Here is a 20,156-nt window from a genome sequence, read left to right on the forward strand (position 1 = left end):
CCGCCAATAAAGTGCAGTCTGTTTCCCGACCATAGGCCCAAAGGCATGATTATTGCCTTAACAGCACCCATTTTGGCCTTTTGCGCGGATTGCCCCTTCGCATTCGGCCCCGCCCCCCCTATATCGGTTAGGACAGGAGGGTCCATGAAACAGTTTTTTGCCTTTGTTATTATGGCACTATTTCCATTTACCGGTTTCGCGCAAACAGCCACCGAAGACCCCGAACCGTTGATTATCGCGGCAACGGACGAGGTGACGCTGGTGGATTTCATGTGGGTTGCCCGCCCGCTGATCATCTTTGCCGATTCCCCGAAAGACCCGCGTTTCAAACAGCAAATGGCCTTTATCGAGGAACGGCTGGACGATCTGCGCCTCCGCGATGTGGTGGTGATCACCGATACCGATCCGGCGGGCAAAAGCCCGATCCGGCAGCGGTTGCGGCCACGCGGCTTCGGGCTGGTTCTGGTGGCCAAGGATGGCACGATCCTGTTGCGCAAACCCAAACCCTGGACGGTGCGCGAAATCAGCCGGTCGATCGACAAACTGCCCGCCCGACAGGAAGAGGTCCGCGAGCGGCGCGATACAGGGGCACAGTAAGCCGTTTGTTTTGCGGTGCCGTAATTCATTCGAACCCCGCGTCATATTCAAAATGTGTTCCGGCCGGCAGGGTTGGTACCCATTGGTGCAAGGCCTCGACAAGTTGCGGAACATAATCGGGGGATGTGGCGAAAAAGGCCACTTCTGTCCCCGACACAAAGCCCCAGTCTTCGTCCGTAATAAACGTCCCCACGCGGATCCAGTCCTTGCCGATCGCCTCTTTCATCCACTCCTGATAAATCATTGCAAACCGGACATCGTGCCGGACGGCCATCGGCCCGCCCCAACCGGGTTCTGATTTTGTTGTGCGGTATTTCAGGGCCTCGGTCGAACCCAGACCAAACAGGTCCAGAACATAATCCGGATTCCCCCAGGCCACCCATCCCAAATCATTCACAGCCACCGGGGTTTTCATATAGTTCTTGGCAAATTCGGACATCTGCCGCTGTTGCAGGTAAATGGATTTAGGCGACTCGACCAGTATTGTGACATTGGATTTTGCATAGACCGCGAGCGGGATTAAAACAGCAATCACCGCCCGCATGCCGATCCGCTGAAGGTCACTTCCCCGCATCACAACCGGAAGCAAGACCAGTATGCCGGCCGTTACAACGGCCAGAATGTAATGCTCGTACCGGTTCAGCCACCCGATATGGCCCAGCAGCAAATGCGCACCGGTCGCCCCCGCCAGTACGGCCCATAGCTTGGCCAGAGGACTGCGGCGCAAGGTATCTGAAAACAGCCACATGCCCAAAAGCACGACCAGATACAGCATCAACAGGATGCCACCGGGTTCCGCCAGATTTGCCATGAACGTCCGGATAATGCGCAGATATATGGGCATCTCATAACGGACTGCGCTGGCGATTTTTGCCTGCACGGAACTGGGCAAGGGATCCAGCCCCAGTGAAACCAGAAAACCGCAAAACAGCAATATCGGAACCAGAGCCAGAAACAGCGCCACGACCCCGCGGCGTTTTTCTTTGCAACTGAAAATGACCAGCACCGCCAACAGCGAAAGCGCCAACCCTTCGAACCGAAAGAGCGGGGCAAACAGGATACCCGCAAACAGCACCCCCCACGACGGCGTGCCCTTAAGCAGGCGCATCAAACCCAGTAAAATGGCCAGACTGGCGGCGGCATGCAGCGTATGCTCCATACCGATCATCGCGTTGCTTGGCATCAAGACGGCCGCTGGCCCCAATGCGGCAAGTATCACACCATAGCGGCGTAATTTACCCGCACCGTAACCTGCTTCCAACAACAGTTCGGCCCACAGCCATGCCGACAGACCCAACCCGACGACATTCCAGATCAGAGGCATATACCGCTGGAATTCCAGCGAAAAGACCGGCACCAGCAAAAAGGGGAACAGGGCCGAGGATGACGCCGCCGATGGCTCTGACAGGTTGACGCCATAGCCGCCGGACCAAATGGTTTCCGCCATCGCCAGATGGATATAGGTATCATCCAGCGGGTATTCGAAATACCCGCCGGTCTGATATATCGCGGCGGCCTGCAGTGCAACAAACACCAGAAACGCCGATACGATTGATACCCATCTGAGTGACAGAAACGGCATTATTGTTATTCGAACTCCATGATCACATCATCCACCGCCAGACTGTCGCCTGCGGCTGCATTGACTTTGGTCACCACGGTTTTCTTTTCAGCACGCAGGATGTTTTCCATCTTCATTGCCTCGACCGTGCACAGCGTCTGCCCTTCCTGCACCTCGTCGCCAACTTCCACCGCGACCGAGACGATCAGACCCGGCATCGGGCACAACAACAGCTTCGAGGTGTCAGCCGGCATTTTCTCCGGCATCAGACGGGCCAGTTCGGCCTGACGCGGGGTGCGCACGAAGACCTTCATATCGGCCCCGCGCAGGCGCATGCGAAACCCGCCGGGGATTTTGCCGACCTTGATCACCACAAGCGTGCCGTCCACATCCAGCTTGGCAAGGCTCTGGCCCGGCACCCAGTCGGACGATACGCGGTGGCTTTTGCCATCCTTGAAGGTGACAGTCGCGCCCATCGGGTCGGCGTCGATCACCACAGGGAATTCCTGCCCCTGCAATGACACCACCCAGTCGGTGCCGACCTTGCGTTCGTGGTTGTCCATCCGCCCCGACACCCGCGTGCGGCGGATTTCGGCAACGCGGTACATCGCTGCGGCCGATGCGGCGACGCGGCGTAACATGTCGTTGGGCAGATCCACGCCATCAAAACCATCGGGGAACTCTTCCTCGATAAAGGCGGTGGTCATGTTGCCGGAGGTGAATTTTTCATGGTCCATCACAGCGGACAGAAACGGCAGGTTGTGGCCAATCCCTTCCACTTCGAATGTGTCCAGCGCCACGCGCATTTCCTCGATGGCGGCGTCGCGGTCGGGGGCCCATGTGCACAGTTTGGCAATCATCGGGTCGTAATACATCGAAATCTCGCCGCCCTCGTATACGCCGGTATCGTTGCGCACCACATGGGTGGCATCGGCCACCTCTTCTGGTGGGCGATAGCGGCTAAGGCGCCCGATCGAGGGCAGGAAGTTACGATAGGGATCTTCGGCATACAGGCGGCTTTCCACGGCCCAGCCGTTCAGCTTCACGTCCTTTTGCCGGATCGCCAGCTCTTCGCCATTGGCCACGCGGATCATCTGTTCCACCAGATCAACGCCGGTGATCAGTTCGGTCACGGGATGTTCCACCTGAAGGCGGGTGTTCATTTCAAGGAAATAGAAATTCCGGTCGCCATCAACAATGAATTCCACCGTGCCCGCACTGGTATAGTCAACCGCCTGCGCCAGTGCGACGGCCTGATTGCCCATCTTTTTGCGGGTCTTTTCGTCCAGAAACGGGCTGGGCGCTTCTTCGATCACTTTTTGATTGCGCCGCTGGATCGAACATTCACGCTCGCCCAGATAGATCGCGTTTCCGTGAGCGTCGGCCAACACCTGAATCTCGATATGTCGCGGCTGCGTGATGAATTTCTCGATGAAAATGCGGTCATCGCCAAAGCTGCTGGCGGCCTCGTTCTTGGAACTCTGAAACCCCTCGCGGGCTTCGTCATCGTTCCACGCAATCCGCATCCCCTTGCCGCCGCCGCCGGCGCTGGCCTTGAGCATCACCGGATAGCCGATCTCGCGGCTGATCTTGACCGCCTCCTCGGCGTCAGCAATCAAACCCATGTGGCCAGGCACCGTGGCCACACCAGCCTCTTGGGCGATTTTCTTGCTGGTGATCTTGTCGCCCATGCTTTCGATTGCGCCAACGGGCGGGCCGATAAAGGCCACGCCTTCCCGCGCCAAAGCTTCGGCGAACAGCTTGTTTTCGCTAAGGAAACCGTAACCGGGGTGCACGGCCTCGGCGCCGGTCTGGCGGATGGCATCCATCACCTTGTCAATCACGATATAGGATTCATTGGCCGGTGGCGGGCCGATCAACACGGCCTCGTCTGCCATTGCAACATGCAGCGCGTGTTTGTCGGCTTCGGAATAGATCGCGACCGTTTTGATCCCCATCTTCTGTGCCGATTTAATCACCCGACAGGCGATTTCCCCACGGTTTGCTATCAGTATCTTTTTGAACATCTAACAGGCCTTCCCCAATTCAATTCGTGCCAGACCGGCACCTGTTGTTCCTGATCCGGCGCACGCCCCTCGCGCGCGCCAAATCGCATTTTTGCCAATCACGGTCCAAACACGTTCCAAGGATTTTCCGTGAAAATCCAGTCCGGAATTCGTGCGAATTTCGGCCGCCTTCGTGACAACCGGTGATCGAATATCTCTGCCAAACTCAATACATGGGTGCGCTAATTCCAGCCCCCCGGATACAGGAGAAAAACGATGAAGATTTTCCCGCTTCATAGAACCGCTATCGCAGCGCTGCTGGCGACGAGTGTCGCGATGCCTGCACTTGCCGAAACGGCGGCTGAACTGAAACAAAGGATCGAGGCGCTTGAAAAACGCATCGATGGTCTGGAGGGCGAAGGCCGGTTGAAATTCGCCAATGGCACAGTTGTCGAAATCGGCGGTTATATCAAAACCGACTTTATCTATGATTTTGACGAAGCCCTTGGTGATGCTTTCAACGTCGATGGCATTTCGATCACCAACGCTGACGATAATGCCCGCTTCCGTGCGCAAGCCCGCCAGTCGCGCCTGTTCTTCAAAACCACGACCCAAACCAACAACGGCCCGTTGAAAACCCACATTGAATTTGATTTCTTCGGCGGTGGTGGCAACGAGATTTTCTCGAATTCCTACAGCCCGCGCCTGCGTCATGCCTATGGCACATGGAACGGCTGGACGGTCGGGCAAACCTGGTCCAACTTCATGCCGATCGAAAGTTACCCCACCACGGTTGATTTCAACGGCCCTGCGGGCATCCCCTTTGTCCGTCAGGCACAGATCCGGTATACTTTTCCGGTCTCGGGTAACGTGACAATTTCCGCCTCTTTGGAAAATTCCGAATTCAGCGGACGTGATGCGGCCGGAACGATTTCGGAAAGCACCACGTCGGGTATCCGCGCCGGGATTGACCAAGCGCCGGATTTCACGCTGGCCGCTACATGGAAAGGTGAAAAGGCGCTGGTGAAACTGGCCGGCGTCCTGCGTAAATTCGACTCGCCCACCTCGAATGACACGGCGACAGGCTGGGGCGTGAACCTGTCCGGCAATGCGTCCTTGTGGGAAGGTGGCACGCTTTATGGCTCGTTGACCTACGGGGACGGGATCGGGCGCTACCTGATCAACGGCTTTGCGCAGGATGCCTTTATCGATGCGGCGGGAAATCTGCAAACCATCGAGGCAATCGGCGCGACCTTTGGCGTATCCCAGGCCTTCAGCCCGAAACTTACGGGCGGTCTGGCTTTGGGGTATTATGAAGTCAACGATACCTTCGCCCCGACCGATACCGACAATATATCCACGGCCCACCTTAGCCTGTTCTATAAACCGACCGAACGTATGACGGTTGGCGCGGAACTGATCTATGGGCGCCGTGAAATTGCCAGTGGCGCATCCGATGATGCCTCGCGGCTGCAAACTTCGGTGCAGTTCAACTTCTGAACCTGCCGGGCAAAAGGCGGGCCATGGTGCACGGTCCGTCTTTTGCACTTTTATACTACCCACAAAAAACCACTGCGAGGTTACCTTCGCAGTGGTCGTTTCATGAGTGGTAATAAACGGGTCCGTGACCCGAATACTGTTCGATGTCTTAGTTACACACCCCTGCATCATCGCAAAGCGCACCAGCGCCAGCGCCGATGACCGCGCCGGTAAGCACATCGCCATTTGTGACATCCGCAATAACCGCGCCGGCGGCCGCACCGGCGGCAGCACGCTGGACGTCATTCTCCAGACATCCGGCAAGTGGCGTGGCAAGAAGTGCCACCAAGATAAGGTGTTTGATCTGCATTGTTTTCTGCCTCCAACATTTATTGTTATTACGGCTGATTCTAACATGTCGGGATATGCTTGAGAATCCCCCAGATCAGGATTGCAATTTTCGGCTGTTTTTGGCCCACCCCGTTCCAAAACCTGCCGATCACCCAGCGCCAACAACGCAGGCAAAAAAAACGGTCCGGCCCAAAATGGACCGGACCGTTCAGAAGGGGAAGGGTAACGGTTTTGACTAGTACAGGCAGACATCTTGCTGGAGGCGCCTGCCATGTAGATAACACTGCCCGAAACAAACGGCACAACAAAGCCCTTACCCGCAAAAGGTGAAATTTGGGCTGTTTTCTGCCGGATTCGATAAGCCGCAAGCAACATCACGCCTATTTGCCCCCAATGTCGTCAGGGTCAAATGCATCCGGAAATGATGCGCGTGCGCGGCGCTCGTCTATCATTAACAGCGCCTCGTAACTTTCAGAATCAAACGGGTCTTCTGCGGGAATCACTTCGCGGCCAAACATCCACGACAAACGCCCCGCATCCAGATTGCCACGCTCGAACGGCTGATCGCCAAACTGGAACCACAGCGCCATCATAAAGGCGGTATCGGCCTTGCGATCGGCTGGACGTCGATCGGCAAAACGTTCGCGTGCTACCAAAGGCGTCGCGCCTTTTTTGTTTGGTCTTCGAATTGTAAATTGGAAATCTGTTCCCGGCAGTCGGCCAGGGAAGCCGCGATGCTTCAGCACAATTCCCCTCCTGTTATCAAAGGGTTGCGCAAATTCGCGAGATGGTATGGAGCGGGCCTGTCAGCCCGCTCCGGTACTATATTAGTACTTTGTTGTGGGCTGCTCAACAACCACTGGGTCCATAACAACTTCTTCTTCTTGCTGTGCGCAAGCAGCGATAGTCGAGAAAAGAACCAGTGCCAGTACTGCTTTGAAACCGTTCGACATATTTGTCTCCTATTGTGTGAATTGGCAGAAACGCAGCTAAGAAGCCACGCAATTACCACAGTCGAGTTATTGGCTACTTGGGCGTAACCTTCCGCGACGATAGCGGATAAATTAAAAGAAAAACACCTTTGCATTGCAGATCGGCGATTTTGTGACTCGATTGCATCATAATACCCCCTTTGGCGTGGCATTTCCGCTACATATAGTGGCATCCTCAAAATCCCTCCCATATGCAGCTATTCCCTTGCGGGGTGTAAGAATCGAAGAACTGTGTTGCCTGGGGATCAGTTTCCCCGAATGCCACGGGGCGATCCGACAGAGTGATAACAATGCGGGCAACCGGGCGTTCTTTGCGTTTCAACGCCGGCAGGGCCGATTGCTCGCACAAATAGCGCAAATCACCTTCGGCCTCATCAAAATCAATGCTGCCCCCGTCACGGGCGATTTCCGGCGCAATATATCGAAACCGGTATGTATTCTCGTCCCCCTCTGCCTCCCAGATCACGTCCTGAAAGGTTACGGGTTGCCCCGAAGGCACCTCGATCATGGATTGCGCCTGAACAGAGGTTGCAGCAAGCAAGGCGCACACAGAAGATATTTGTGCCTTCTGAATCATGCCGCATCTTTACCCAGCAGAACACGCCTAACCTTGGCGGCGGCATCCAGTGGTTTGGTCACGGTCAACCCGTAAGACTGGAGTTGTTTCAACTGTTTCTCTGCCGTTGCTTCGCGCAAATCAATGATAACGCTGCCTGATGGATGGATTGCAGATGTAAAAAAACGGTCATAAAGCGAAACCGGATAATGGAACCCGCAAGACAAAAAGCTGGTGACCAGATCGACCTTGCCGCATTCTGCCGGATCTTCCTGCTCGGGATTTACAGTGTGGATATCCTCGTATGCGACCTGATTGGCCATAAGCATCTCTTTTGCCCGCGCCAATGATGAATAGGCCGCGCCCTCTTTTTTAAATCCGAAATGGCGGCGATCGTTGCTTTCCAGATCGATCAACAACAGCTTGGTTCCCAGATCACGCGCTAAAAACAGATCGAAAAACGCATAGCCACAGCCGACATCGGCAACCCGTTTGGGCGCCAAGTGTTTCAGCATTGGCGCCATATTCTGATACTCCGCATGGATCACGGCGGCTGTGCGATAGGCGATCTCGTCCCCTAGCCGTTCAACCTGATCAATGATTGGATTCATATTGCCATTGTTCCACTCGCGGATCACACGTCCAGAGCGCGGGAGATCGTATAAAACTTCCGACCTTTGCAAGATCAGGTTGACCAGATCCTGTTGGTCGAACATTCCCAAATCAAGATCGCGGATGGTTTCGTTTTCCACCTCGGATGCGATATCAATTTCCAATCCCATTTACCTACACCTCACTGTTTACAAAGGAATATTACCGTGCTTTTTCCACGGATTTTGCAGCTTTTTACCACGCAACGACGCAAACGCACGGCAAATCCGCTTGCGCGAGGATGCGGGCATAATCACCTCGTCGATGAACCCGCGTTCCGCCGCCACAAACGGGTTGGCAAAACGGTCCTCGTAATCGGCCGTATGCTGGGCAATCTTTTCGGCATCGCCCAGATCGGCGCGGTGGATGATTTCGGTGGCCCCCTTGGCCCCCATCACCGCAATTTCCGCTGTCGGCCAGGCGTAATTGAAATCGCCGCGCAGGTGTTTGGACGCCATCACGTCATAGGCCCCGCCATAAGCCTTGCGGGTGATCAGCGTCACCTTGGGCACCGTGGCCTCGCCATAGGCGAACAACAGTTTTGCGCCGTGTTTGATCACCCCGCCGAATTCCTGCGAGGTTCCGGGCAGAAAACCGGGCACATCGACCAGCGTCAGGATCGGGATTTCAAACGCGTCACAGAAACGAACAAAGCGGGCCGCCTTACGAGAGCTATCAATGTCAAGGCAGCCCGCCAGAACCATCGGCTGGTTGGCCACCACACCGACGGTCGAGCCTTCCAGACGGATGAAACCCGTCAGGATGTTTTTGGCAAATTCTTCCTGAATTTCGTAAAAGTCGCCCTCGTCGGCCAGTTTCACGATCAGTTCTTTCATATCATAAGGCGCATTCGGATTTTCCGGCACCAATGTATCAAGGCTTGCATCAATCCGGTCCGGATCGTCAAAGAACGGACGCACCGGCACTTTGGACTGGTTGTTCAGCGGCAGGAAATCCACCAGACGGCGGACTTCGGACAGGGCCTCGACATCGTTTTCAAATGCGCCATCCGCCACGGATGATTTCTTCGTGTGGGTGATGGCGCCGCCCAGTTCCTCGGCTGTGACAATTTCGTTTGTTACAGTTTTCACCACATCCGGACCGGTAACGAACATGTAGGAACTGTCCTTGACCATGAAAATGAAATCGGTCATCGCCGGGCTGTAAACCGCCCCGCCCGCGCACGGCCCCATGATCACGCTGATCTGCGGCACTACGCCCGAGGCCATGATGTTGCGCTGGAACACCTCGGCATAACCCGCGAGCGAGGCCACCCCTTCCTGAATCCGCGCCCCGCCGGAATCATTCAGCCCGATCACCGGTGCGCCATTTTGCACCGCCATATCCATGATCTTGCAAATCTTTTGTGCATGGGTTTCCGACAGCGACCCGCCGAACACGGTGAAATCCTGACTATAGACATAAACCATCCGCCCGTTGATCGTGCCCCAGCCGGTGATCACCCCGTCGCCGGCATGTTTCTGTTTCTCCATACCGAAATCAGTGCAACGGTGGGTGACGAACATATCGAATTCCTCAAAGGAATCCTCGTCCAGAAGCAGTTCAATCCGTTCACGCGCCGTCAGCTTGCCTTTGGAGTGCTGCACATTGATCCGCCGTTCACCCCCGCCCAGACGGGCCTCTTCACGACGGGCTTCCAACTGTTGCTGAATATCTTTCACGGCACACCTCCGGTTTTGGCTTTGCCTGACAGGTTATACCCGTGATGCAGCGGGTCAAAGCGAATTCCGGAATATTTGCAAATCCTTGGCCGAAATACATCTGCTAACTGCAAATTTGCTAATTACAGCCGGTAATATTGACTCATCCCGAACCATCTGACCTAACTTTCCCCAATAGATGAAAACATTTAACAATTCCCCGAGGAGCAACGCATTTGCTGTTTCGAACCATAACAACCATTGCCTCTTTATTGATTGCAATCCTCCTTGCCGCTATTTCCTTTCGGCAGGCCGGGGTTGTTGCCGCCGAAATCCAGAACCAAAACCCAAATGCCGCGGTCTTGCCGCTGGCACTGGCAATCGTCACATTCCTGCTGGCGCTAGTGTTTGCGATGCCGACGATGCGCAAGAACCTGTTGGTGCGCAGTTATAATTCCAAAGGGCGCATCCTGTTTATCCTGCTGTGTCTGGCCATCATTGCCGGTATTGCATTTGTTGGCAACGCGATCATTAAATCCGGCGTTCCGACAAACATACCGAAAACCTATATCCTGCCGCTGGGGGGCGGTGTGATTGCCCTGTTCTTTTTGACATTCATTTTCCCCGGCATTGCATTCCTTGAATTGCGCAATACCAAGAGCAAAATCGAGGTCTTTTCGGACCCTTCTGTCAAACGCTATATTGTCCCGCAACAGATCGAAGTGATGATCCCGTATTATCAACAGGGCCTTGTTTCGCGTATAATTCGGCCGGTCCTGTGGACCCTTGCCATCCTGTTTATTGGCGCCGGGCTATATGGAACAACTGCAATCCGCTTTTTGCCATCCGCGGACCATATGGACTGGGTCGCCCGTAAACTGCCCATCCTGATCGCCATGGCCATTAGCACCCTTGGAGTCTTGATTTTCTTCAGCAAACCCGAGGCTGGCAAAGGTGTCTTCGGGTCGGCCATGATACAAAACATTGCCATTTTCCTGCTTCTGTCAGCAGGCGTTGTGGCATTGGCCAAACCCTTTTTCACCACCGGTTTGCCCGCGCTTCAGTCATATCTGATCGCCGGGAATACAGGCAACCAAACCGTTGTTGTCCAAAGCACGGATGCCGGCCAAGGCGATGGGTGTATCAAGGCGGCCTCTGCTGCCGCCGAAAACGGGCCATCGACGACAATCAATATCTGTGGTGTCCCAAGCAGCATACGCGACACGCTTGCAACGGGCGACAAGCTGAACCTGACAGGCAAACAAACGCCTTATGGTCTGCACTATACGAACATAGACAAATCAACCGCAGAAGAACCCGCGCCAGAGCAACCTTCCAACCCGTAACCCAAAAGTGTGCATTTGCGCAGACCCCGCCCTGCGGGGCCGATAGTGGACTTTGTCAACCAAAACCGCTACCCCGTTTCCATGACGCCAAACACAGCGGTGCGCTATCTTGACCGCACCACGCCCCCGCATATCTCGACCCTGATCTTGCTGGCCTCCCTGCCCGCATTGTCGATGAACATGTTCCTGCCCTCGCTGCCCGCGATGGCGGAATACTTCGCGGTGGATTACCGGCTGATGCAGCTATCGGTGGCGCTATACCTTGGTGTCAGCGCCATTTTGCAATTGATGATCGGCCCCTTGTCCGACCGTTTCGGCCGCCGCCCGCTGATCCTTGCCGGTGGGGCGTTGTTCCTGCTGGCCACGCTGGGCTGCATCTGGGCGCCCACCGCCGAAATCTTTCTGGCATTCCGCATGGCGCAGGCCGTGATTGCCACCGGCATGGCCATTTCCCGCGCCGTGGTGCGCGATATGGTGCCCGATGCACAGGCCGCCTCGATGATCGGCTATGTCACCATGGGCATGTCACTGGCCCCGATGCTGGGGCCGCTGCTGGGCGGGGTGCTGGACAGCTATTTTGGCTGGCATTCGGTGTTCTGGCTGTTGTTCGTGCTGGGCGTGGCGCTGTTCGTGCTGTCCTGGTACGACCTTGGCGAAACCTCGGCCACTACCAACCGCAGCTTTGCCGAACAGTTCCGCCAATATCCCGAATTGCTGATGTCGCGCCGGTTCTGGGGCTATTGCCTGTCCGCCACATTCGCCTCGGGCGCCTTTTTCGCCTATCTGGGCGGCGCACCCTTTGTGGGCAAGGAAATATTCCATATGAACGCAATCTGGCTGGGCCTGTCCTTTGGCGCGGTATCCTTCGGCTATATGATGGGCAACTTCCTGTCGGGCCGCTTTTCCACCCGCATCGGCATCAACCGGATGATCCTGTTTGGCTGTATCATTGCGGCAGTGGGGATTTCGATCTCGATGGCGTTGTTTTATCTGGGTCTTGGCAATGCCATCACCTTTTTCGCCTTCATGTCAACGGTGGGCCTTGGCAACGGCATGACCCTGCCCAACGCCAGTGCCGGCATGTTGTCGGTGCGCCCTGATCTAGCCGGTTCGGCCTCGGGCCTTGGCGGGGCAATTCTGATTGGTGGCGGCGCGGGTTTGTCGGCCTTTTCCGGTAGCCGGTTGTCGGTAGATAGCGGCGTTTATCCGCTGCTCTGGATCATGATTGCCTGTTCGGTTCTGGCCATCCTTGCAATCCTGTTTGTGATGCACCGCGAACGGCAGTTGTCGATGTAGCATGTAACCTGCACACAAGGAAACAAGGACAGCGCCCGACCCTGGGTGGGCGCGCACAACATCAGAGAGTCAGGCAAGCATTGAAGCAACTCCCGCGTTATTATCAATCGCACCGCGTGCAAAAGCGCCCTCCCGTGGGGAGGGTCGGGCGCTGTCCGGCTTCGCCGTCCAAAGTGACGGTTAATACCAGAGAGCAAAACCTATTGCATTGCTCCGTTTTGCAAAGTTTACTGCCCGCAATCGCAAAACTGCAAAGGACGCGCCGATGGCCACCCAGAAACTATACGCCGGTGTCAAACTGCGCGAGGTGCGCACCGGCCTTGGCCTGACCCAAAAGGCCTTTGCCGAAAAGCTGGGCGTGTCCCTGCCCTATCTGAACCAGATGGAGAACAACAACCGCCCCGTCAGCACCGGCGTGGTATTGGCACTGGCACAGGAATTCGGCTTTGATGTGACCGAACTGTCGGTCGGCGATAGCGAACGCATGGTCACGGACATGCGCGAGGCCCTAGCCGATCCGGTGTTTGCCGACAACATCCCGCCACTGGCCGACCTGCGCCTGACCGCGTCAAACGCCCCTGCCCTTGCCCGCGCCTTTCTGGAACTGCACCGCGCCTACCGCCAAACCCACGAACGCCTTGCCTCACTGGACGAGGCTTTGGGCCGCGAGGACGCCCGCGTTCAGGCCAGCCCATGGGAAGAGGTGCGCGATTTCTTTCACTACTGCGACAACTATATCGATGCGGTGGACCACGCCGCCGAAGGCTTTGCCGACAAGGCACTGGAGGCCGGCGAGGACCTGCGGGAAATGGCCGAACGTATCCTGTCAAAACATCTGGTGATGGTGAAATTCACTGATACCGGCCCGCTGCGCCACTATGACGAGGCCGCGAAAACCCTGAGTATTTCCACCCGCGCCCCGCGCGCCACGCAGGATTTCCAGCTGCTGATGCAGGTGGCGCTGATCACGCAGGACCAATTGATCGAGGCCACCCTTGATCTGGCGCGTTTCCAGACCGGCGCCGCCCGCGCCATCGCCAAGATCGGGCTGGCCAATTATTTCGCCGGTGCCGCAATGATGCCCTACCGCCGCTTCCTGTCCACCGCCCACGAGGTGCGCCACGATCTGGAACTGCTGGCCGAACGTTTCGGCACCTCGATCGAACAGGTGGCGCACCGCCTGTCCACCCTGCAACGGCCCGGCGCCAAGGGTATTCCGTTCTTTTTCGTGCGCGTGGATCAGGCAGGCACCATCACCAAACGCCATTCCGCCACCCGCCTGCAATTTGCCCGTTTCGGCGGGGCCTGCCCTTTGTGGAACGTGCACCGCGCCTTTGAAACACCGGGCCGGTTCCTGCGGCAACTGGCCGAAACACCGGACGGGGCGCGCTATTTCTGTCTGGCCCGCGATGTGTCGAAATCCGGCGGCTCGTTCAAGGCACCGGTGCGCCGCTATGCCATCGGCCTTGGCTGCGAGGTGAAACACGCCGATGCGGTGGTCTATGCCGATGACCTGATCGCCGGCAAACAGCAGGTGTTCGAGCCGATCGGCATTTCCTGCCGGATCTGCGAACGGGTGGATTGCCACCAGCGATCCGTTCCGCCGCTGGAACGCCGGCTAAAGGCTGATCCGAACATGCGCGGATTGCTGCCTTACGAGGTGGAACAATGATCCTGAAAACCCTTGGCATCACGGCGCTGCTGGGGCTGACCTCGTTTGGTCTGCTGGGGAAGTTCGAGCAATCCATGGTCTATCCGCTGGACCCGACCGAGGTTTCCCCCGCCAACGCAGGCGTGCCACAAATGCAGGCCGTTCGTTTTACCAGCGACAAGGAAACCCTTGTGCTGTGGGTGGCGAAACCCAAGGCAGGCAAGCCGGTGATCCTGTATTTCCAAGGCAACGCCGGAAACCTTGCCAACCGCGCGCCCCGCTTTGCCAGTTTTCAAAAACGCGGCTACGGGGTGGTCGCGATGGCCTATCGCGGCTCATCGGGCAGTAGTGGAAAACCCTCGCAAAAGAGCATCCTGCGCGACGCGATCAACCTCTATCAGTCCCTGCCCAATCTGGTTGGCGACGCGCCAGTGGTCCTATATGGCGAAAGCCTTGGGACCGGCGTTGCGGTGTTGATGGCCGACAACCCGAAACTGGCCAATACCCCGCCCGCAGCAATGGTGCTCGAGGCGCCCTATACCTCGCTGCCCGACATCACCCGCCGCATCTATCCCAAATTCAAACCGATCCTGTTCCTGATGAAAAACCGCTGGCCCAGCCTGCGCCATATCCGCAATCTGGATATTCCGCTGCTGGTTCTGCACGGCACTGACGATCCGCTGATCCCGATCGAAATGGGCCGCGAAATGTTCGACGCGTCGCCTGCAACTGACAATACTTTCTTTGCCGTTCAGGGCGCTGGCCACAACGATGTGTGGCAAACCGACGCCAAGGTGGCGCTTTACGCCTTCCTCAATCGCTTCTAGAATAATCCGCTACAGGGAGGAATAACAATGGAACTGAACGGCACACGAACAATCAAGGCCGACCGCGCCACCGTCTGGGAACACCTGAACAGCGCCGAAACGCTGATGGCCTGCATCCCCGGTTGTCAGGAACTGACCGGCAGCCCCGAAGACGGGTTTGATGCCGTGGTCAAACAAAAAGTCGGCCCCGTCAAAGCCACCTTCAAGGGCCGTGTTGAACTGTCCGATGTGGTGCCCGCCGAAAGCTACAAGATCAGCGGCCAAGGCAAAGGCGGCGTTGCCGGATTTGCCAAAGGCGGCGCAAATGTATGGCTGGTGGATGTCGAAGAGGGCACCGAGCTGACCTACGAAGTCGAGGCCAAGGTCGGCGGCAAAATCGCCCAGCTGGGCAACCGGTTGATCGCCGGATTTGCCCGTAAAATGGCCAACAAATTCTTTGACAACTTTCAGGAACAGGTCGAGGGGCCTGCCGAGGAAACAGACACCGGGGAAATGGACACCTAAATAAAAAAGACCGTAACGAGTATTGCCGCTTTCCTATTGCTTTCCACCGCTACCCCACTTGCCGCCGACACCCCGAAAACAACGATGACCATTCGGGTTTTCGACGCTGTTGCAGTTTATGCCCCACCCCCGTGGACGAATGGCATAGATGTGATGAACAAGACAGAAATCTTCCAAAATCAGGGGGATATGGCCACAGGGATCAAGGGGTTCATTCAGGAATTCATTCCAAAAGGTGAATCCTTTGATAACTGGAGCGAACTTTACGCCATCGTGGCCGAAACACCGCAAATCGCCTCGTTGTCCGAAAACAGGATCGGGGTCGAAATCGACTATAACAATGCCTGTATAAACAACCCCGAAATCGTCTCGCTTGTATCCTCGAAAACGCGCGAGACTGTGCTTGCCATCTGTCCGGCCTATAAGGACGACCCCGAAACGGGCGAAATGATGATGATCACCATGCGCGACTACAAAGACACAATGGTAAAAGTCTATTACCACAAGCGCGGGCCAGCCTTTGATATCGATGATCCGGCCGACTATCCCCTCGGCAAAGCCGATATCAAATCCCTGTTGGCGCAACAGGATACATTCAGGCTTGTTGCGCCCTAAGGCGCAACTGCTATTGGTTTCTATTTGTTCAGGATTGCCCAGATTTCATCCTTGATCGCCAGCCGCTGCTTGCGCATCTCGGCCATGTGCAGATCGTCGGTTGGCTCAACGTCTGTTTCGGCGCGGTGAACCGCGCGGTTGATCTCGTGGTAATCGTCAAACAGCTTGGCAAAATGTGCATCCGAAGTTTTCAACGCGCTCATCTGGTCAACGCGGTCAGGGAATTCTTCTGACAGTTCATTGGGGGTATGTGACATTTGGTTTCCTTTCTTGTCCCGATGTCTTGGATACAGACTAGACACAGCGCAATTCCAGCGCTTTGATCCTGATCAGTTTTGCCGCTTTTGGCGGCGGAATTCGGCAGGCGACATCACTTCGGCCTGCCACAGGCCCCGCCCTGCCACCGCCGCCTGTTTTCCGCTGCAATATAGTCGCGCGAAAAAGCGGCATAGGAAAACACAATGCCGTCCCGCGCCAGCAGTTCCGCCAGATCCCGATCCCCCAGATAGCACCGCGCCACCATGCGCCCGTATTTGTCTACGGCGTTTTAAGCCCTGCTTCGTTCAGTCCTTTAAGACTTTATCACTGTTATATCTGCTTGAACCACGAGATAAACTTGCCGAACAGGCGGATTTTTACCCCCGCCACGGTAAAGGTATCGCCATCATGCACATGCGCCACCCCCTGCACCTGCTGGCGCGGGGGCGCGCCCGCGTTATTCATCACCGTATAAATCGCCACAGACAGCAGCAGCACATAGACATATTTGTTCATACCAAAAGGCATAGCCCCGCAGACGGCACATCACCAGTGCACGCGCCCGATATCTTTAAAAGATTTCGCTGCGTTTTCTTTTCTAGAAAACGCCTCTACCGCTGTGCCGTTTCCCAATCCAGATGCACCCAGGGTTCGTTATTCACAGCCGGCAACATCCCCCGTCCCAGAATATGATCTGCCGCCTTTTCGCCGGTCATAATGCTGGGCGCATTCAGGTTGCCATTGGTGATGCGCGGGAAAATGCTGCTGTCGGCCAGCCGCAAACCATCCACCCCGATCACCCGACATTCGGGATCAACCACGGCCAGCGGATCATCCTTTGCCCCCATCCGCGCCGTGCCACACGGGTGGAAGGCGCTTTCGGCGTGTTCGCGAATAAAACTGTCCAATTCGTCATCGCTCTGGAAATTCACACCGGGCTGGATTTCGTGTTTCACATAGGGGGCAAAGGCCTCTTGTGCGAAAATCTCGCGGGTCAGGCGGATGCAGGCGCGGAAATCCTGCCAGTCCTGTTCCTGCGACATGTAATTAAACAGGATATTCGGCGCATCATTGGGATTGGAGGACGCCAAAGTCACCGCCCCGCGCGACGGGCTGCGCATCGGCCCGACATGGGCCTGAAACCCGTGCCCCTCGGCCGCCGCCTTGCCGTCATAACGCACCGCGATGGGCAGGAAATGATACTGGATATCAGGGTATTCCACACCGGCCCGACTGCGGATAAAGGCGGCCGATTCAAACTGGTTGGATGCCCCCATTCCGGTTTTGCTAAACAGCCATTGCGCCCCGATCCGCGCCTTGGAAAACAGGTTCCAGTAACGATACAGCGTGATCGGTTTCTTGCTGGCGTACTGGATATACAGCTCCAGATGATCCTGCAGGTTCTGCCCAACTCCGGCCAGATCCGCGACCACATCTATCCCGTGTTCCGCCAGATGCGCCGCCGGACCGATGCCCGACAACATCAGCAATTTCGGCGAATTGATCGAGGACGCCGCAAGGATCACCTCGCGCCGCGCATGGATCACTTCGATCCTGCCGCCGCGCTCGACCTCAACCCCCACGGCGCGCCCGTCCCTGATCACCACCCGCCGCGCCAAGGCACGGGTCAGATCACAATTCGGGCGCTTCAGCGCAGGCCGAAGGTAAGCATTTGCCGCCGACCAGCGCCGCCCGCGCCAGACGGTCTGCTCCATCGGGCCAAAGCCCTCTTGCTGCTTGCCGTTATAGTCGTCCGTGGTCTGGTACCCCGCCTGCGCGCCCGCCTCGACAAAGGCGCTAAACAGCGGATTACGCCGTGGTCCGCGCGTCACATGCAACGGTCCGTCCTTGCCCCGCCACGCCGGATCGCCACCGTGGCCGCCGGAATGCCAATGCTCCATCCGTTTGAAATAGGGCAGCACATCGGCATAGGACCAGCCCTGCGCACCCTGTTCGGCCCAGTGGTCGTAATCACAGGCGTGACCGCGCACATAGACCATGCCGTTGATGCTGGAAGATCCGCCAATCACCTTGCCGCGCGGACAAACCAACGTGCGGTCGCCCAGATGCGGTTCGGGCAGGGTTTTGAAGCCCCAGTCGTAAATCCCCATATTCATCGGGTAGGACAGGGCCGCGGGCATCTGGATGAACGGCCCCGCATCCGAACCGCCATGCTCGATCACCAGAACCGAGGCCCCCGCCCCGGACAACCGGTAGGCCATCGCACAGCCCGCCGACCCCGCGCCGACAATCACAAAATCCGCTTCCATGTCTTTACTCCCGACCACTCATCGGGCCTTGCGGTCCTCTTCGCCAGCGAAGAAAGCCGTCAGGCTTGATAAGCATCCCCTAAAACGGTGCATCCACCGGCCCCATCGCCACATAAACCGATTTCAACTGGCTGTAGTATTCAATTGCAGCCTTGGAATTCTCGCGCCCGACGCCCGACATTTTTGTGCCACCAAAAGGGGCCTCGACCGGTGCCAGATTATAGGTGTTGATCCAGCAGGTTCCGGCCTGAAGCGCCGCCACAACCCTGTGGGCACGGGTCAGATTGCCGGTGAATACCCCGCCCGACAGCCCGTATGCGGTATCATTGGCCCGCCGGATCACCTCTTCCTCGGTTTCGAATTCCAGCACCGACATCACAGGGCCGAAGATTTCCTCGCGCGCAACGGTCATATCGTCCGTCACATCCGCAAGAACCGTGGGCCACAGGTAAAACCCCTCGCGGTCCACACGCCCGCCGCCGGTGACCAGCCGCGCACCTTCGGCAACCCCCTTGTCGATATAGCGCTGCACGATGCCCAGTTGCCCTTCGGATACCAGTGGTCCGAAATTTGTCGCCTCGTCCAGCGGATCCCCGATCACCGCCGCCTCGACCCGCGCTTTCAGACGTGCCAGAAACGCCTCTTTGATGCCCTTTTGCACGAACACCCGCGTGCCGTTGGAACAGACCTGCCCCGAGGAATAGAAATTCCCCAGAATGGCCCCGCCCACCGCATCCTCGATATCGGCATCATCAAACACGATCATCGGGGATTTGCCGCCCAGTTCCATCGTTACATGTTTCATTTCGGCCGCCGCCGCCGCATATACCTTTTGCCCTGTCGGCACCGAGCCGGTCAGTGAAACCTTGGCCACGCGCGGATCGGTCACCAATGACGCGCCCACCTCACCCATGCCCTGCACCACGTTGAAAACGCCCGCAGGCAGGCCCGCCTCATGCAATATCTCTGCCACTTTCAGCGCCCCCAAGGGCGTGGTTTCGGACGGTTTGAACACCATCGCATTGCCACAAGCCAGCGCTGGAGAGGCCTTCCAACAAGCAATCTGTGTCGGGTAGTTCCACGCGCCGATGCCGACGCAAACCCCCAAAGCCTCGCGCACCGTATAGACAAAATCGCCGCCGCCCAGCTGGATGTGCTCGCCGGTCAGCGCGCCGGCCAGCCCGCCGAAATATTCCAGCGCATCGGCACCCGAGGTGGCATCGGCCACCAGCGTTTCCTGCAACGGCTTGCCGGTGTCCAGCGTTTCCAGCACGCTCAAATCACGGTTTCGCGCGCGGATAATGTCAGCAGCGCGGCGCAGCACCCGCCCCCTCTCGGTGCCGCTCATCGCCGCCCATTCGCCCTGCGCCGCCTTGGCCGAGGCCAGCGCCTGATCGACCATCGCCGGGGTGGCGGCATAAACCTTTGCGATCACTTCGCCGGTGGCGGGATAGATCACATCGATCGGGGTGCCAGAGGTGTCTTCGACATATGCGCCATTGACGAAATGGCTGGCTTGGGGCTGGGCTTTCATA

21 protein-coding genes are annotated in these 20,156 nt (G+C 57.1%); 8 read left to right on the forward strand and 13 right to left on the reverse strand.

The annotated features are described in order from the left end of the window. Nucleotides 1–144 precede the first annotated feature (144 nt). Entirely contained in the window at nucleotides 145–597 is a 453-nt protein-coding gene (locus BAR1_RS11075) for a DUF4174 domain-containing protein (RefSeq protein ID WP_118943075.1), read from the forward strand. A gap of 25 nt (nucleotides 598–622) precedes the next feature. On the opposite strand, the gene BAR1_RS11080 is transcribed toward BAR1_RS11075, so the two are convergent. Together BAR1_RS11080 and BAR1_RS11085 are read right to left on the reverse strand one after the other, a co-directional pair. Then, nucleotides 623–2,131 (reverse strand): hypothetical protein, encoded by a 1,509-nt coding sequence (locus BAR1_RS11080; RefSeq protein WP_162891761.1) that lies wholly within the window; start codon nucleotides 2,129–2,131, stop codon nucleotides 623–625. Between the two features lie 53 nt (nucleotides 2,132–2,184). Continuing rightward, nucleotides 2,185–4,185, reverse strand: a complete 2,001-nt coding sequence (locus BAR1_RS11085) for an acetyl-CoA carboxylase biotin carboxylase subunit (protein WP_118943077.1) — start codon at nucleotides 4,183–4,185, stop codon at nucleotides 2,185–2,187. A 255-nt stretch (nucleotides 4,186–4,440) separates the two neighbouring features. Here BAR1_RS11085 and BAR1_RS11090 point away from each other — a divergent pair, with 255 nt between their 5' ends. Next, on the forward strand, nucleotides 4,441–5,664 hold the full coding sequence (locus BAR1_RS11090; RefSeq protein ID WP_118943078.1) for a DcaP family trimeric outer membrane transporter: 1,224 nt from the start codon (nucleotides 4,441–4,443) through the stop codon (nucleotides 5,662–5,664). 148 nt (nucleotides 5,665–5,812) lie between these two features. Here BAR1_RS11090 and BAR1_RS11095 read toward each other — a convergent pair whose 3' ends face one another. The 6 genes from BAR1_RS11095 to BAR1_RS11115 form a co-directional block, all read right to left on the reverse strand. Continuing rightward, nucleotides 5,813–6,013, reverse strand: coding sequence for a YMGG-like glycine zipper-containing protein (locus tag BAR1_RS11095; RefSeq protein WP_118943079.1), 201 nt, complete (start codon nucleotides 6,011–6,013; stop codon nucleotides 5,813–5,815). A 361-nt stretch (nucleotides 6,014–6,374) separates the two neighbouring features. Beyond that, nucleotides 6,375–6,740 carry a hypothetical protein gene (locus BAR1_RS11100; protein WP_118943080.1) on the reverse strand — a complete coding sequence of 122 codons (366 nt, stop codon included), beginning with the start codon at nucleotides 6,738–6,740 and terminating at the stop codon, nucleotides 6,375–6,377. 81 nt (nucleotides 6,741–6,821) lie between these two features. Continuing rightward, complete coding sequence (locus tag BAR1_RS18305) at nucleotides 6,822–6,947, reverse strand: hypothetical protein (protein ID WP_267128376.1); 126 nt, start codon at nucleotides 6,945–6,947, stop codon at nucleotides 6,822–6,824. A 214-nt stretch (nucleotides 6,948–7,161) separates the two neighbouring features. After that, nucleotides 7,162–7,563 (reverse strand): DUF6497 family protein, encoded by a 402-nt coding sequence (locus BAR1_RS11105; protein WP_118943081.1) that lies wholly within the window; start codon nucleotides 7,561–7,563, stop codon nucleotides 7,162–7,164. Continuing rightward, entirely contained in the window at nucleotides 7,560–8,324 is a 765-nt protein-coding gene (locus BAR1_RS11110) for a class I SAM-dependent methyltransferase (RefSeq protein ID WP_118943082.1), read from the reverse strand. Before BAR1_RS11110 ends, BAR1_RS11105 begins: the two co-directional genes overlap by 4 nt. Before the next feature lie 18 nt (nucleotides 8,325–8,342). Further along, on the reverse strand, nucleotides 8,343–9,875 hold the full coding sequence (locus BAR1_RS11115) for an acyl-CoA carboxylase subunit beta (protein ID WP_118943083.1): 1,533 nt from the start codon (nucleotides 9,873–9,875) through the stop codon (nucleotides 8,343–8,345). 215 nt (nucleotides 9,876–10,090) lie between these two features. Here BAR1_RS11115 and BAR1_RS11120 point away from each other — a divergent pair, with 215 nt between their 5' ends. From BAR1_RS11120 to BAR1_RS11145, 6 genes are all read left to right on the forward strand, one after another. After that, complete coding sequence (locus BAR1_RS11120) at nucleotides 10,091–11,200, forward strand: hypothetical protein (protein ID WP_118943084.1); 1,110 nt, start codon at nucleotides 10,091–10,093, stop codon at nucleotides 11,198–11,200. 81 nt (nucleotides 11,201–11,281) lie between these two features. Next, on the forward strand, nucleotides 11,282–12,496 hold the full coding sequence (locus BAR1_RS11125) for a multidrug effflux MFS transporter (protein WP_118943085.1): 1,215 nt from the start codon (nucleotides 11,282–11,284) through the stop codon (nucleotides 12,494–12,496). A gap of 265 nt (nucleotides 12,497–12,761) precedes the next feature. Continuing rightward, nucleotides 12,762–14,168 (forward strand): helix-turn-helix domain-containing protein, encoded by a 1,407-nt coding sequence (locus BAR1_RS11130; protein ID WP_118943086.1) that lies wholly within the window; start codon nucleotides 12,762–12,764, stop codon nucleotides 14,166–14,168. Beyond that, nucleotides 14,165–14,974 carry an alpha/beta hydrolase gene (locus tag BAR1_RS11135; protein ID WP_118943087.1) on the forward strand — a complete coding sequence of 270 codons (810 nt, stop codon included), beginning with the start codon at nucleotides 14,165–14,167 and terminating at the stop codon, nucleotides 14,972–14,974. Before BAR1_RS11130 ends, BAR1_RS11135 begins: the two co-directional genes overlap by 4 nt. 27 nt (nucleotides 14,975–15,001) lie before the next feature. Then, the gene (locus tag BAR1_RS11140; protein WP_118943088.1) at nucleotides 15,002–15,478 is read left to right on the forward strand and encodes a CoxG family protein; all 477 of its coding nucleotides are present in this window, start codon (nucleotides 15,002–15,004) and stop codon (nucleotides 15,476–15,478) included. A gap of 153 nt (nucleotides 15,479–15,631) precedes the next feature. After that, complete coding sequence (locus BAR1_RS11145; RefSeq protein ID WP_118943089.1) at nucleotides 15,632–16,093, forward strand: hypothetical protein; 462 nt, start codon at nucleotides 15,632–15,634, stop codon at nucleotides 16,091–16,093. A gap of 20 nt (nucleotides 16,094–16,113) precedes the next feature. On the opposite strand, the gene BAR1_RS11150 is transcribed toward BAR1_RS11145, so the two are convergent. From BAR1_RS11150 to betB, 5 genes are all read right to left on the reverse strand, one after another. Next, complete coding sequence (locus tag BAR1_RS11150) at nucleotides 16,114–16,350, reverse strand: YdcH family protein (RefSeq protein WP_118943090.1); 237 nt, start codon at nucleotides 16,348–16,350, stop codon at nucleotides 16,114–16,116. A gap of 113 nt (nucleotides 16,351–16,463) precedes the next feature. Further along, complete coding sequence (locus BAR1_RS18030) at nucleotides 16,464–16,616, reverse strand: hypothetical protein (protein ID WP_162891763.1); 153 nt, start codon at nucleotides 16,614–16,616, stop codon at nucleotides 16,464–16,466. 65 nt (nucleotides 16,617–16,681) lie between these two features. Continuing rightward, entirely contained in the window at nucleotides 16,682–16,879 is a 198-nt protein-coding gene (locus BAR1_RS11155; RefSeq protein ID WP_118943091.1) for a hypothetical protein, read from the reverse strand. An 83-nt stretch (nucleotides 16,880–16,962) separates the two neighbouring features. Next, entirely contained in the window at nucleotides 16,963–18,621 is a 1,659-nt protein-coding gene (gene betA, locus BAR1_RS11160) for a choline dehydrogenase (protein WP_118943092.1), read from the reverse strand. 79 nt (nucleotides 18,622–18,700) lie between these two features. Next, nucleotides 18,701–20,155 (reverse strand): betaine-aldehyde dehydrogenase, encoded by a 1,455-nt coding sequence (betB, locus tag BAR1_RS11165; protein WP_118943093.1) that lies wholly within the window; start codon nucleotides 20,153–20,155, stop codon nucleotides 18,701–18,703. Between the last annotated feature and the right edge of the window lies 1 nt (nucleotide 20,156).

Origin of the sequence: Profundibacter amoris, assembly GCF_003544895.1 — a bacterium.
GTDB classification, from domain to species: domain Bacteria; phylum Pseudomonadota; class Alphaproteobacteria; order Rhodobacterales; family Rhodobacteraceae; genus Profundibacter; species Profundibacter amoris.